The organism is Acidovorax sp. AC410, from assembly GCF_979253235.1.
In genome coordinates, this window is record NZ_CEEDCG010000002.1 from 78000 (window position 1) to 92006 (window position 14007).

The following is a 14007-nucleotide window of genomic DNA, read 5'->3' on the forward strand; positions in this document are numbered from 1 at the left end:
TCCCATCACCATCCCCTCAGTGCGCTTGGCCTGCTGCGTCCTGCTCAGCCTTATTGATGAACTGCTCAACGATCTCTTGCGCCTTGATGGCGCGGGCTTCCTCTTCGTTCGCCGCGAGCACGGCGACACGAATTGCCGCGACGCTGCCGTCGCAAGCACCTTTCGAGTAAGCGACCAGCACACGCATCACATACAGGGGATCGCGCTCACTGCGCCCCCCTTGGGTTTCGTTGATGTGCTGCGTCAGGGCACGGAGTGCATCCAGCAGATCGTTCTTGCGCGCAAACTCGATCAAAGGCCCAATCTCCACCGGCTTGAAGACAGGGTGGATCACGAGCGGCGTGATCTTCTCCGCGTCAATGGCATCCCAGAATGTGATGCCATCGGCGCCGACCATGACGGTCTTGCGGCCACCGTAGAGGTCTTCGACCTCCAGAAAAGTGGCGGGCCTATATTTCGTTCGCTTGTCCATATTCATGCTCCTGCGCTAAAGGCATTCCATCGTCCGTGACAACGGGAATGCCAAATTTCTCAACCATCTCAGCAACCATCAAGGCTGCTGGGTCACGGTGCGATCCAAGGTAATCCTCAACCATTTTTGCGAGGTTGCGGTGCTGGAACAGTTGGCCAACGTTCGCACTCCAGTCCCGCCCCTTTGCCGTCAACTCAAAATCTTCTGTCACCAGCCCACGCGCAGCGAATTTGTTGACATGCTCCACCAGCGTCGAAGGACGGCCAAGGCCGTTCTTGTGCATGAGATGCAGCAGGCTCTGCTCCTGGGTCCAAGGTTTGAATCCTGCCTCCGGCACAACCACTGGGTACAGCCGCAACCCAGCTTCCGTCTTTCGGTGCCAAGGCAAACCTGCAAGCTCATCAGGCAGTCTCTGCAGATCGCGCAGCGCTGGCTGCTCCAGCGTGCAACGCACTCCACAATCCACCAGATTGCGAGCGACGAGCACAAGCACATGCTCCGGCAGGGACAGCAGTTCTGCCACCCGGTTCAACGGCACCTCGAAGGTCGCGGGATTCGGTGCCTCATGGCCGTGCTCAACCTGCAGCCCATGTGCGCGCACGGCGGTGAAACGCTCCGCGTCGAAGGCGGCGCCGTTCATGCGGGCGATCACATCAAGTCGCCGCGCTGCGTCCACGCTGATCGCCTGGGCCATTGATCGCGGGTAGGTCATCTGTCCCCGCTCATACAAGTCCTGCATCGCCCTGGACACGTCAGCAACTTCGGCACCAGTCTCCACGCTCGACAGCAGGACAATCTCACCGTAGTTGAGGGGACGGGCGCCGACCGTCGATTCAACGCTACTGCCCACCGACAAATGCACATCCAGCATCACGGGATCAGGTATGTCATCGCCCGCAAACACTGGCCGCTGCGCAATCCAAGGCTCGCAGCCGTCCTCGGCGGTAGCTGTGTAGGTTGCAACCCCCACCACGGGCTTTTGCTGGGTCAAGGCCAGGAGCAGCGAGCCCTGCACTCTCCCCACCGCGCCCTCAGCACTGGACAGTGCGCCGACAAGGCGATCAAGCACACGCCTTGCATCGCCCTTTGCCGCCGAGAGCGGATCAAAGGGCGCGGCGTCCTCGAAGGCAGCATGGACCTCTGACGGAGACAGGGCACGAAGCCGTACACGCACCACCCGCGAGCGATCCTCGGGGGCAATGACCAAACGCCACACGTCTCGGGCGATCACGTCGCCCTCTTGGTCGTCATCAGTGGCGATGACGATCCGGCCTGTAGTGCTTTGCGCAGCCTCTCGGATGCGTTCGCACGTAGCTATGCGATCCTCCCGGATCGCATAGTTTGTCTCGCGAAAGCTGCTTGTGATTCCCAGTGGCGACAACCGCGCCGGGTTGCCTGCGATGTGGCCTGCGGTTGCCTCCACCTCGAAGCCACGCATCCCCGCTCGCCAAAGCACATCCTTCAAGCTCGCGCGCTTGCCGGGTGCTTCAATGATGACAAGCGTCTCAGCCATGGCATGGGACGCCCGTCAGGAACGCGCCGCCAACCCCGTCACCTCAGCGAAGTAGTCGCAGGCGAGAAACAGGCCATCGGAGGCCTGCTCCGCACCCACAGGCCCCGTGAAATTCATGTCTGCACGTTCCTCGGAGAGGCAGTAAATCTGAGCCTCGTCGTCGTCCAGGCTCAGGGTGACATTCAGGACATTCGTCGGCACGCCGTTCACACGGGACAGCACACCAAACTCGATCACCCCATCCGCATCGGAGAAGCTGGCCCTGACTCCATCCAGCTCAACGCCAGACACGAGCCAAGAAACGCGCAGCGGCTCAATGCCGTCGCGCGTCAACTCCGCCCCTGCAGCGGTCAGGTAGCCGTAGACACGGCCCCGAATTGCGTCAGCGAAGCTGGTCGCCATCATCACCCCTTACTCGAAGGATGGCCCATTGGGCAATACACGGCTCCACTGGATGCCAGAACCACCGGACATGGCCTCTAGATTCGCAAACTTCACCTCGACAGGATGGGATTCAATCCACGAAGCGCGTGCGTGGTACACCTCAATGAACCGATACAAGTCCTCGAAAGACATTGCAGACTGTGCAGCGCGCAGCACACCGATGGAGATCAGCTCAGGTGGCAAATTGACCTTGCGCAGTGATTCCGCCAATTCGGGATTGCTCGCATGCAACTCGGCATGGCTTGCAGCCACGACCGTGGGCTGCATGTCCTTGTAAACCATCGTGCCCCGGCTGCTGTCTGCCCCCACGGACATACCCTCGACGCCAAAGGCGCCATCGAGATCGGTGAACTGGTAGCGAATCACGCTTAACAGAGCCCGACCCAATCCGCTATTGGCGTATTCGGGCAAATCAACTTGCACCAGGGAGAGCTGAGGCGCATCGAACAGCTCGCGTTGCGGGTCGATGTAGTTCCCGAAAGCGAGGCTGCGTGCTTTGATCGACTGTTCCAGATTGCTCATCTCATACTCCATTCCGATGTGCGCCACCATGGCGGCGCGATGCCATTATGGCACCAATACTAACGCACATTCTCGAACTATGTTCAAAAAAACGTCGTTTCAATTATTGAAATTTTTTGGTTAAAGCGAATGAGCCCGGTGCTCAGGCTCGAAGTCCCAGAGCTGGTAGTCGGGCATTTGGATGCGCTGCGGGTCAGTGAACAGCACGTAGCGCTGCGGCTCCTTGCTGATCTGGTCCATCGCCTGGAACAACACGCGGTTGACCTCCAGCGGCCCGCTGGTAGCCGCGATCATCCCGATCCGCTCCATGCCCTGCTCCATGGCCCTCTTCACCGCGTCCGCGCTGGCCTTGTTCAGGTGCTCCAAACTGTCCATGGCGCCCAGGATTTTCGAGGTAGAGCCGTAGATCGAGCGAGCGATCCGGTCTACGTCAGGCCGCTCGCCGTTGGCGATGGCCTTGGCGATCTCTTCCGAAATGTCCTTGAGATGCCCCGCATAGCGGGTGGACTCGGCCTCGAAAAAGGTGGTCGCAGCTTCCAGATAGGTCTTGAGGTCCGCTCCGCGCCCCAGCGACTTCTCGGATGAGTAGGTTTCCTTCGCCAGCTTCGCCAGCAGTTGGATGCGATCACGGTGCTGCTCTTCCGGCGAGCTGCCGTCCTCGCGCCCCTTGCGCATGAGGTCAATCAGCAGCGGCATATTTTCGACCATGGCCTGCTGGACCCACGAGTCCTGCATCCACAGCAGGACATTGCGATCAACACGCTTGCCTGCATCGGCCATGGCAATCAGGTCAGGGATGACCAGCTTCTCCAGCACCGGCTCCCGCGCGATCTGGACTGTCTTGCGCGTGGCCGCGCCACGCTCTTGCCCGTAAGTGCTCATACCCGTGGCCCCTGTTGTTGGTTGCCGAAAGCCGTTGCCTCACGCCCCACTCGTGTGTTGCGCTCCAAGGTGAAATCAGGATGGATGGACTGTGCAGCCGCCTCGAAAACACGAGCCACATCCGCACGGTGTTCGAGCACATAGGAGTCGAACACCTCGACAACGAACGGGCCGACGCGGTGAAATGGAGCCAGCTTGTCCATGTTTCGCGCAGCGACCAGGGGGAAGGCCTCTTTGCTCTCAGGATCGAGCTTGTAGTCGTAGCCAAACTCGCCCATACCCACATAGCGCGAGACGCCCTGTGCAAGGCAAATCACCGAGGGCAGAAGCATGTCCGCAACGTCCTCGGGGAACAGGCGAGCCCTGTCATACAAAAACTGCGTGCCCTGCGCGTGCTCACGCTCAGCCAATCCCGTCACCAGGGTCATCAAAGACTCCCAGTTCTTTTCCTCAAAAGACATTTTTACCCTCCGATCTGCCCGACTGGGCAATGACGATCAACTCACAAACCTCGTATGTCTTGCGCATCACCCGGTCATGCTCTTCAAGCACATGCTCGTAGTTCATGCCGCCGATGCGCTCGTAGTTGCCAATGGCAAACGCTCGGTCGATCTCCTGCATGTCCTGCAGCTTCTCGACCGCCTTGCGTGCGCATGCGTTGTAGACCTGGGCCATCACATCCACACTCACCCCGTAAGCGCGCTGGATCATCAAGGCCTGCCCGTATTCCGTCATCCCGTCCACGCCCTGTAGCGCGTGAAATTCCGCTTGCGCTGCCACGGCATAGACCAGACGGCACGCCATCGCCTCCGTGTCCATCACGTAGAAGTCGAACAGGTTCACGAGTCCCATCATCACCGGAGCCGCGTGCAGTGTGGCGAGCTTGCGCGCGGCGCCAAGGTCCAACTGCCCCGATGATTTCGGGAACAACCTGGGCTGCTTGGCGCTCACCGCCTCAATCAGGCGCCCGAAGAGTGCCATCGGCAATTCTTTCGTGCGCCCCCCGATCTGACGCCACTTGAATTCTTCGGTCACGGTTTCAAGAGCCACAGCAGTGCACATCGAAAAGGCCGCGCCGTAGTCGGGATGGTCTTCGGGTACTCCGGCAATTGACAGGCATGTCTGACGGACTGCAGCAAGCCGCTTGAGCACATCCGTCATCCCACCAAGAATCTCCCCGTCGCCCAGGTCCGCACTGACGTGGTACACCCGCGAAACGATCTGAGCAGCCAACTTGGCGCTCGCACATCGCTGCCGCACGTCACCATCGGCGATCAAGCTGATCTGCGCCGTGGTGTCCGCCACTGACTCCCCCAGATCGGCCTCGGCCAGTCTGGTGACATGCATTGCGCTGGGATCAAATGCCCCCATCACACACCCCTCCACTAGAGCGCACGGCCAGCTCCGCGAGCATCAGCATTCCTTGCGAATGAGCCATCGGTACACACCCAGCAGATTCGCACACAGAAAGATCGTTTGCTGCGCTATCAGAGGGTGAGAACCCAGTCGGTATGCAGCAACAATCCAGGCGATGCTGGACACGATCCACAACACCCAAGCCCATGGGGCGAGCCGCCCCCGCCAAGCGAGCAACACCGCGCCGGAGATCCCCGTAGCGGCACCCAGCATCTCAACTGGAGACATGGCAAGCACAGCCGCCCACAGCGACGCGAGCAGGCTGTGAACATCAACCATGGGCCATCTCCGGTATCACCACCCAATGCCAATCGTTCTTGGGAGCGCCGCGAGACTTGATCTGGACCAGCATCGACTTCTGCAGCTTGATCCAGGCAAGCGCCTGCTCTTCCACGCGCAGCTTGGTGGCAGCACCGCGCCAGTACAGCTCGTCAATGCCGAGGATGACCTTGGTGGACACAGCGGCAATGAAATCCTCCGAGAAGTGCGTTGGCGACTGGGAAATGCAGATCAACGCAACACCGAATTTTCTAGCCTCCTTCGCGATGCTATTCAGGATGTTTTCTGGATCGGAATCAAAGAAAATATGCGCCTCATCGAGCACGATCACCGTGTTGGGTTGCGCCTGCTCACCTGACTGGATAGCTTCCGCAAACAGCTCCTGCAGCTTGAACAACACGAACAGCTTTCGCTCCTCCATGCCCAGTGCGCGAATGTCGTAGCGCCACACCGATGCCTGCGGATCAAATGGCGGTGGCTTCGGCTTGAACACCCCGATGGCATTCATGTTCTCCAGCCGATCCACCACGCCTTTCAACACATCGGTGCTGTCATAGCGCAGCAGATCATCAACCTCCCGCCCCGTGGAAATCGCGGTCACATACTCGGTATAGGCTTCGATGGCTTTCTGCTTGGCCTTATCAATGTCAGCCTGCATCTTCTCGTCAGAAAAGCCTCGCTCCCCTTTGCGCAAGGCTTCAAGCAGCTTGCGTTGATAGGCTGCAGACGCTTTGTTTGCCGCAGCCAGACAAGTGATGGCCTCCTGACCACTTCCCAAAAAACTCTGCTTCATGATGTAGCGGGCTGTGCGCAGCACATCAGAGATCGAGGGATAGGTTCGTGTCAGCGTCTTCGGAGGCCATCTGGTGATGGCACCGTCATACTCCCTGGCGTCTATGTACCAGCACCGCGCACCGGCATCCCACCGGGCGCCCAATGATTTCGCCGAGTCCTTTTCGGCCAGTGGCACGTCGATGTACAGCCTGCCGCTGCCGTCGCTCATCAAGTGCGCCTCTTCCTCATTGACAGCCCAGGTGCTGGGGTCGTCCTGGCGAAACCCATGGCGCTCATACACGTCGTACAGAACGTTGCGCAGGGTTGCCTGCTGCTTTGGCCCCAACTCACGCATGACACTGTTCATGGTCGCCATGAAGCCCTGCACGCGCTTGCGCACCCCACCAAAGTGAGGGTCTGCGCTCAGCTTGAGAGGGTTAATACCCACATCCGTCTGCTCGGAAAACATGACGCTGCTGGCGTTCGGGATGGCAATATCACCGTGAACGTCAAACACATGAAACCGCACAGGATTTCGGCTATCGCTAGTAGCACTCATCTCGCGCACCATGCGCTTGAGCGTGAACGTTTTTCCGGCACCCGTCATGCCGCAGATCAGCGCGTGACCATTCACCGTGTAAGCCGTGTCACTTGCCACAGGAACCTTGTTGCCAGCCTTCAAGTCCCGTGCTGCGTATCCCCATGTCACACGCACTTCATTCCCCCTTCGCGCGGTCGGGAAGACCTCGAATTGCATCGTCCCAGTACCTGGGCCGCTGTGCGTTCCCCGCCACCTTCTGCAGCCAGTTGGCTGACATATCCCAGCGCCGACCTATCGCCACAAAGGTCCATCCTTTGCGCACGACTTCGGCCCGAAATTCGGCGGGTGTCAATCGCTCCAATGGGGCGGTGTCCCCAGGCGATTTGTCTGTAGCCATGCCATATCCTTTCCATGTATCCAAATGACTATAGCAGCCACCCAACACCCGCCCATGGCGCATACGCCATGAATAACGACGAAACGCCATCTTCAAGCAGCTTTTCCACCATGAACATGGCGCATACGCCACATTTAGATACAAATTAAAGCTGCTTTTTTGCTGCGCACCATGGCGTATACGCCATGTTTGCGGCGCATAATACATGCATGCACAATCACATGGAGGATCGCAGCAATGTCCGGTAAATCCCTGAAAGCAATGGCCGCCGACAAAGACAACAACGCGGTGAAGAAGACTGACCTGTGGAAAGTCGATCCTCGCGTCTTGGTCGAAGTCGAAGGCTTCAATTTGCGCGACTACGACGACCCGGAGGTCATCGCTCAGATCGAGGCGTTCGCAGACGCATACGCTGCGGGGCGCTACGTGCCTGCGCTCATCGTGTGGACCGACGATGAGGGCCGCATCAGCCCTGTCGAAGGCCACCTGCGGCGACGTGGTGCAATGCTTGCCATCGAGCGTGGCCACGACCTGCCCTACCTTGAATGCGTGGGCTTCAAGGGAAGCGATGCAGAACGAATCGAAGTGATGCTGCGCTCTGCAGATGGTCTGCAGCTTCGCCCCCTGAACACAGCAATCGGCTACCTGCGACTGCACCGGAAGGGCTACACCAATCAGGAGATCGCCCAGAAAATGCACCGCACCGTGGCCCGCGTGGAGCAGTTGCTGCTGCTCGGCATGGCGAATAGCGACGTGCATGCACTGGTCAAGAGTGGCAAGGTGTCCGCAGACGCGGCCATCGAAGCTGTCCGCTTGCATGGCGAGGCCGCTGGCGAATACATGCAAAGCACGCTCAACAAGGGTGGAAAGGTCACTCGCGGAGCTGTGCGCGGCGCCGGCATCCCACCCAAGGTGGCAGGAACCGTGACGGGCGCCTTTGGCGAACTCTTCGGGAAACGCACGCGCGGCGGTGTTCTCGAAGGCCTTGCCCGCTGGGAAGCCAGCGGGATGCCGAAGGGGCAGAAAATCGAGGTGGACGCCGCGGCACTCCTGGCGCTGAAAGAGGCACACGATGCCCTGGAGTCGATCACCGAAAAACGCAGCAGCCGCGCATCGGAGCGCGCGGCCAAAGCCAGTCAGGGGAATCTGGAAGGTCTGGAGTAACCCGCTGCTGATCCTTGGCAGGCCCACCGCATCTCGGAGCAATCCGAGTCGGTGGGCCTTGCTGCGTCTACGCGCCCAGGCGCTGCAGGCCTGCAGCGCAGACCCCGTAGGGGGGAGCGTCGTGATGCTGGGCATAGCGGGGCATGCTCTTGATCGCGCGGATGCAGAGAATTGGTCCCGTTGTACAGCTCAACGCGACGGAGCGACCTCGGGACCGCCAGCCAGCTCGCGCATCCACTCGAATCCAGTTGTGAAATGAGGGATGTCCAAACCCGCATCTACGGCCTTCAATCCTTCCGACAACTGGATCACTTCGCGCAGCACTTCGGGCTTCGTCCCCTCCAAGTCCCAGCCGTCGCTGTGTCTTTCAAGTTGCACAAGATGACGGGCCTGGGTGAACGGTTGCCCCGCTACTTCGATGGATTCGCGCAGCGCCGTGTTGAGCTTGCGCGCCACGTCCTGGCCCGTACCCTCGATGCCCTCGGCAAGCTGCGTAGCGTGCCGCAGAAATTCCAAGTGAGCCTCCGGTGTGGCTACCATGTCCTTGTAGTCTTGCACTTGAATTTTCATGGTGTCATGTCCTGTGTTGATTCGTTGGTGAGCGTTGCACGGTACTCATCCAGCAGGTTGTCAAAGCAAGCCCGCAGCGCATTCCGATCCTCACCCGATGGGTTAGGGCTGGCCTCAATGTCGGCCACCTTTCGCCCATCGCCCGCGCCGTGGACGAGGTAGTCGCTGCGCCCGCCCTGTTCTTCAATCTTGTCCTGCACATAAGCCGCAAAGGCGCGAGCAAACAGCTCGCGAGTGGTGTTCCAGTAGGGCGCAGACCGAAGGTTGTCCAGCTTTTCTGCATCACGGCTGAACACCGATTGCTTGCGCAAACTACTTTGACCCAGCAGCACCTCGGGCACCGGCAGGCCACGCTCTGCATAGGCCTGCAAGGTGCTACCGAGCCCAAGAGCCTTGCCCATGTGCCAACAGTTATCGCGCATGTGCTTGAAGCCATCTTTGCCCAGCTTGCCGCGCCATTTCGTACTCATTTCATCGCGCACCTCGTCAGCAAGACTGTGCAGCACAGAGAACGAAATCACGCCAGCCTCCCCCAGAACACCACGGTACGGGTTGTTGTCCAAGGTATCGGGCAACAGTGCCTCTACACGCCGCGTGATCTCCATGCGCATGGAATCCATCGCATGCCCCAGATCAGCAAGGGCCTCGGGCCGCTGCTCCACGGGCACGCTGCCCAGCCAGGATTCCGCATTGGACTTGCTGCGCGCAGCATTGCGAGACGCCAGCTCGGTCAACTCCTCGACCGTGGCGTTGCGCCAACTGAGCCGGGTAGACAGGGTGCGCATCGAATCCAAGGGAGGACTCGTCATCTCGGAGGCATACGTTCCACCACCTGAAAGCGCCGCAATCTGGTGATCCAGAAAATGCCCCATCTCGTGCGCCAGCGAACCGCCACCCTTGAGCCGAGTGAGGTTGATGACGGTACGCCCCGGCTCATAGTGAGCAAGTGCCGCCCCCCTGCCCCCAGTTCCACGAGCACCGAAAGCAACGGCCAGCTTACCGCCCATGCTCAAGTCCTGGGGTCTGAGATTCAGCGCCTGGGCGAGATCGGCGAAGCTGTCGAACGCCGTATTGATGACTGCTTGCCGCTCCTTTTGTGGAAGCCACTCGCCATACTCGATAGCCCGAAACCCGAAGCGCTCAAGCAGCTCGTCAGCCGTCACGTCACGGCCATCGCGCCAGTCTTCTCCATTGCGGCGCAGGTGCTCAAGGTGCGGCACATGCAGCTCCTTGTCGATCTCCGTGCGGCGCTTGCGCTCTGCAGCTTCTTCCTCGGTCGCCGTCTTGGCTGGCTTGACCAGGGCTGTCCAGGGCTCTGCGTTCTCCATCCGCTGGGTTGCAGAGTTCCATGACCGCGTGGCCTTTTGGATCTTCCTCTCGGCAGCGTAGAAAAAATCCCTCTGCAGGAACTTGGAGGTATCCCTGCCTACTTGGTGCCACAAGGCACCACCGTAGATCACGCTGTCATCTCCTTGCGAGAGATATTCACCGGCAGCTACCGCTGCGCTCCTGAATTCAGCCTCGGTCTTCACGCCTTCAAAGAAGTCCCGCATCCGACCAACAGCCGTCACAAAATTGTCGGCGCACTCGCGATCACTGAGTGGGCTGTACTTCATGGGAACGGTGTTGATGCTGTCCTTGAACAGCTTCAAGGCCATCGCCACCTTCGGCTCCACCCCCGCCTCTTTCATGGCCGCATAGTTCAACGGAGGCCACACGTTCTGCTTGTTGACGTGCAACTTGATCTCAAGATCATTCATCGCCAACACATCGTCAAGGGCCATCGCGCGCTTCGCATAGTCCTTGCGCGCACCACCGATCTTCTCGCCCACGTCCACATGCTTGCGCGTGTCGGGCGCATCTATCGCCAACGGTTGCTGCACAGGTTTTGCCTGAACTGCCTTGGCTGCGGCCATGGCCGCATCCCGCTCTGCAGCGATCTCCGCATTGACCATCTTCTGCCACAGCAGGCGGGCGCCCAGCAGGGTGTCAAGCACCTTGTCTTTGGAAGCAATCCCCAGCTTCTCAGCACTCAGCGCCAGGGACTCGTAAGCACTGTTCTCGATGTTGTTGAGTTTGCGAAGACGCCAGCTACCGGCGTCGTTTCGCTCCAGGGCAGGCTCGGTGTCGCCAAAGACCGAATCGGCCAGGGACGAATGGCGCTCGACCAGGGCGTAGCCCTCGTTGAATACAGCCACCTGACCCCACACCAAATCTGGCGACTCGTCCTTGAGCTGCTTTGGATCGGCTATCCAGCTATCCAGGCGATCCAGCGCGGTCTTCAAGAGAGCGGCGTAGGCCATGCGGTCCCGGAGGTAATCAACCACGAGTGATTGCGGCACCGCGTCCTGCCGCAGCCACAGCGCGTTTTCTGGAGAGATCGTGCGCCGCAGATCGGGCATGGCCCAAACGTCGCGCAACGCCACGACCTTGCCCTGCCCCACCACAGCAATGGGAACACTGGCAGCAAAGCCGCTGCGGTGGTACTGCCCCTCCTTGAGCCCATCTGCCTGGGCGGCTTCCTCGTTCACGTAGTAGACCGCCAGCGCATCATCACGATAGCCAAGCTGCGATGCCTTGAGGGCAAGCGCTATCGCTATGGTCCTATCCCGATCCTGACCCAGCAAACCGGCTGTCTCCAGCGCCTCCCGCAGTGGCACTGGCTTGTCACTCTGACCCCATGGCTGCTGATTGGGAACCCAGACACCGATGGAGTCATTCACCATCGCCCTGCGCAGTCGCTCCCATCGAGCCTCGTAGCCTTGAAAGTCCTCGCTCGCAACCAGAACACGCTCAAGTGGCATGTCTTCAACATCATTCACCGTGAGGCCTGGGAACAACCGCTGCAGATCGGACAGCTTGATCGAATCGCGCAAGGCCTCCGCAGCGAAAGTGGGGTACTCGGCGCCATGGGCATTGAAGTCAGCAGCAGTCCCGGAGGCGAGCCGCGTACTGTCCATCGCGCTGAACCCCATATCGGCCAGCGCTTCACGGAACCGATCAGGGGTATACCGCTCAGCGACGGTAGGGTCCAGCACCTGGGCAATGGCCCGCTGCGCAGCCCAATCCCTGGAATGCGGCATTTCCAGCCGCAGTACCGTGCGCGTGCGCGCATCGGACTTTGGCAGCACACTGAGCTTGGCCGCGTAGCGGGAAAGATTGAACCACTTCACTGCGTCACTCCACAGCTTCCAGCCGTTCACCAACCTCTTTTTCCTGCAGAACCAGGCTGCGCAGCTCTGCTATCCCGGCAAGCACGTTGCCAGCCGTAGCTTGCTGCCCAGCTACGTGCGCAGCCTCCACATTCCAGGCGCTACCACCGCCCAGCGTTGTAGCGGCAAGCCCAGCCACGTATGACTCTTTCGCACCGCTGGTAGCACGCTCTAAAACGAGCTGGTAGCCCTCATCACGGGTGCCGGTTACGGTGACTTTTACGCGGTCATCCCCCTGACCATAGGCCAGATGGATGCTCGAAAATGCACCCTCTTCGGCCTCAGAACCAAAGGCAACCGCTGCGCCCAGGATCGCATCGAGACAAACAGCATCCGCGTCCTGCAAGCCAAAGTCGCTGGCCGATGCCCGCAGCAGGCTCAGCCGGGGGAAATGGGTGCGGTCGAACGACTCAGGGTGCTGCATGCTCTTGCTCGCCGCCAGTAAACTTCGCGCCCACCGCCTGCAGCAGCTCCCTGACGCGCTCAATGATCGCCTGGATAGCCGCTTTCAGGCGCTCAGCGTGCGATTCCGTCTCGCCACCAAACACGGGGGTTTCTGCTGCCAGCTCCTGCATCTTGTCCTTGGAGGCGTCCACCTTGTTGCGCGCCTTCATGGTCTTGGGATCGGTCATGTCGGCATTCATCAGCTCTTCGGCGCTGTGCTCGTATTGCCCTGTGTAGCTCTTGAGGGCCTTGTCCAATGACACTTTGGCCTGCAGCGCATCCGGTGATGCAGCGACCTCCTTCACGAACTTGTCGTGAAGCTCGGCCCATTCACCACCGGGCTTCATCTTTGCCATCGCATCGGGCACAGAAATGCCCGTCTTGCGCGCACGCTCTTCGATCTCTTCACGCAGAGCAGCCATCGGCGCAACCTGCCAAAACTTGTTCAGCGCCTTCTCGTAGTTGTTCGTTGACTTCTCAATCTGGTTGATCCGGTACTCGCTGATCGTTGGCATGACGGAAACGCGGTCGTAGCTGCTACCGGCAAACTCGGGCTTCGCCCCCCAATTGCCGATACCTCGCCCAGCGGCGCCGACTGCGGCACCGATGAACTTGGCAGAGCCGGATGCAAGGGAAGCAAGCCCGCCGATCAAAGCGCCGCCTGTGGCGACCAGCTCGGCGCCGACTGAGCTGCCGTACTGTGGCGCCTCGTCACCTCGCGCACCCCGCCCGCCACCGCCGCCAGCAGTGACCCCGGCGCGCAGCTCGGCGCCCTTTTCTTCGCGCAGTCCAAGAGACAACCGCTTGGAAATGTCAGCAAGCATCTTGTCGTGGGCCTTCGCATCGAGCAGCGCTGTGTTGGGGGCCTCTCCAGCCATCTCCGCGAGCACTTCTGCGAGCACGTCCAAGGGAATCTTCCCGCTGGAAAGGTCCACGCCCTTGGCCTGCAATGCAGCGATGAACTCTTTGTCCTCAAGACTGAACTGCCCCTTGCTCTTGCTCTCAGACTTGACCTCGGTGGTCTTCTTCATGCTCACGCCCACACTGGCGTTCACACCATCCTTGTCCACACCGACCTTTGCGTCAAAGCCCTTCTCAGTTTTAGAGCTGGATGACACGATGGCCTCTGCCTGGGCCGCAAGGGCGCTCTTTTGCGCCTGTGCGAATTGCACGATCTCCGCGCCGCCGCCGCGAATGACGCGCAACCCGCCAGGAACCGAACTGAGCGCATCGGCATCCAGGGCAAGCTCGGGCTTTTTCGATTGCCCTAAATCCTTGGACTTCGCCGCTGCAGATTTCGCGGCCTTTGGGTCTGGCCCAAAGCTGGGAAGACCATCTTTTACCTTCAACTCATCCATATCTTTCTCACTACTCATG

Annotated in this window: 14 protein-coding genes; 1 reads left to right on the forward strand and 13 read right to left on the reverse strand. The window is 60.0% G+C overall.

Annotated features, from left to right (window positions below; genetic code table 11):
• Positions 1-16: 16 nt before the first annotated feature.
• From AC0IZS_RS33040 to AC0IZS_RS33080, 9 genes are all read right to left on the reverse strand, one after another.
• Positions 17-472 carry a hypothetical protein gene (locus AC0IZS_RS33040; protein WP_087864245.1) on the reverse strand — a complete coding sequence of 152 codons (456 nt, stop codon included), beginning with the start codon at positions 470-472 and terminating at the stop codon, positions 17-19.
• The gene (locus AC0IZS_RS33045; RefSeq protein WP_056639333.1) at positions 450-1985 is read right to left on the reverse strand and encodes a toprim domain-containing protein; all 1536 of its coding nucleotides are present in this window, start codon (positions 1983-1985) and stop codon (positions 450-452) included. The genes AC0IZS_RS33040 and AC0IZS_RS33045 overlap by 23 nt, the downstream gene beginning before the upstream one ends.
• A 15-nt stretch (positions 1986-2000) precedes the next feature.
• Positions 2001-2387: a hypothetical protein gene (locus AC0IZS_RS33050; protein WP_156391352.1), complete on the reverse strand. Its 387-nt coding sequence runs from the start codon at positions 2385-2387 to the stop codon at positions 2001-2003.
• Positions 2388-2396: 9 nt separating this feature from the next.
• Entirely contained in the window at positions 2397-2951 is a 555-nt protein-coding gene (locus tag AC0IZS_RS33055) for a hypothetical protein (protein ID WP_087864246.1), read from the reverse strand.
• A gap of 120 nt (positions 2952-3071) precedes the next feature.
• A complete protein-coding gene (locus tag AC0IZS_RS33060; RefSeq protein ID WP_305540499.1) occupies positions 3072-3833 on the reverse strand; it encodes a hypothetical protein in 762 nt (253 codons plus the stop codon).
• Positions 3830-4294: a hypothetical protein gene (locus tag AC0IZS_RS33065; protein WP_156391351.1), complete on the reverse strand. Its 465-nt coding sequence runs from the start codon at positions 4292-4294 to the stop codon at positions 3830-3832. The genes AC0IZS_RS33060 and AC0IZS_RS33065 overlap by 4 nt, the downstream gene beginning before the upstream one ends.
• On the reverse strand, positions 4284-5204 hold the full coding sequence (locus AC0IZS_RS33070) for a hypothetical protein (RefSeq protein ID WP_056639326.1): 921 nt from the start codon (positions 5202-5204) through the stop codon (positions 4284-4286). Before AC0IZS_RS33070 ends, AC0IZS_RS33065 begins: the two co-directional genes overlap by 11 nt.
• Positions 5205-5246: 42 nt before the next feature.
• Positions 5247-5528 (reverse strand): hypothetical protein, encoded by a 282-nt coding sequence (locus AC0IZS_RS33075; protein ID WP_056639323.1) that lies wholly within the window; start codon positions 5526-5528, stop codon positions 5247-5249.
• Complete coding sequence (locus tag AC0IZS_RS33080) at positions 5521-7059, reverse strand: ATP-binding protein (RefSeq protein WP_471639641.1); 1539 nt, start codon at positions 7057-7059, stop codon at positions 5521-5523. Before AC0IZS_RS33080 ends, AC0IZS_RS33075 begins: the two co-directional genes overlap by 8 nt.
• Positions 7060-7477: 418 nt before the next feature.
• Here AC0IZS_RS33080 and AC0IZS_RS33085 point away from each other — a divergent pair, with 418 nt between their 5' ends.
• Positions 7478-8404, forward strand: a complete 927-nt coding sequence (locus tag AC0IZS_RS33085) for a hypothetical protein (protein WP_305540509.1) — start codon at positions 7478-7480, stop codon at positions 8402-8404.
• 189 nt (positions 8405-8593) lie between these two features.
• Here the strand turns inward: AC0IZS_RS33085 and AC0IZS_RS33090 are convergent, their stop codons facing one another.
• The 4 genes from AC0IZS_RS33090 to AC0IZS_RS33105 are packed head-to-tail and all read right to left on the reverse strand — an operon-like array spanning position 8594 to position 14006.
• Positions 8594-8974 (reverse strand): hypothetical protein, encoded by a 381-nt coding sequence (locus AC0IZS_RS33090; protein WP_087866136.1) that lies wholly within the window; start codon positions 8972-8974, stop codon positions 8594-8596.
• Positions 8971-12177, reverse strand: coding sequence for an LPD1 domain-containing protein (locus tag AC0IZS_RS33095; RefSeq protein ID WP_305540515.1), 3207 nt, complete (start codon positions 12175-12177; stop codon positions 8971-8973). Before AC0IZS_RS33095 ends, AC0IZS_RS33090 begins: the two co-directional genes overlap by 4 nt.
• Positions 12152-12610, reverse strand: a complete 459-nt coding sequence (locus AC0IZS_RS33100; RefSeq protein WP_305540518.1) for a hypothetical protein — start codon at positions 12608-12610, stop codon at positions 12152-12154. The genes AC0IZS_RS33095 and AC0IZS_RS33100 overlap by 26 nt, the downstream gene beginning before the upstream one ends.
• Positions 12597-14006 (reverse strand): hypothetical protein, encoded by a 1410-nt coding sequence (locus AC0IZS_RS33105; RefSeq protein WP_305540521.1) that lies wholly within the window; start codon positions 14004-14006, stop codon positions 12597-12599. The genes AC0IZS_RS33100 and AC0IZS_RS33105 overlap by 14 nt, the downstream gene beginning before the upstream one ends.
• Position 14007: the final 1 nt, after the last annotated feature.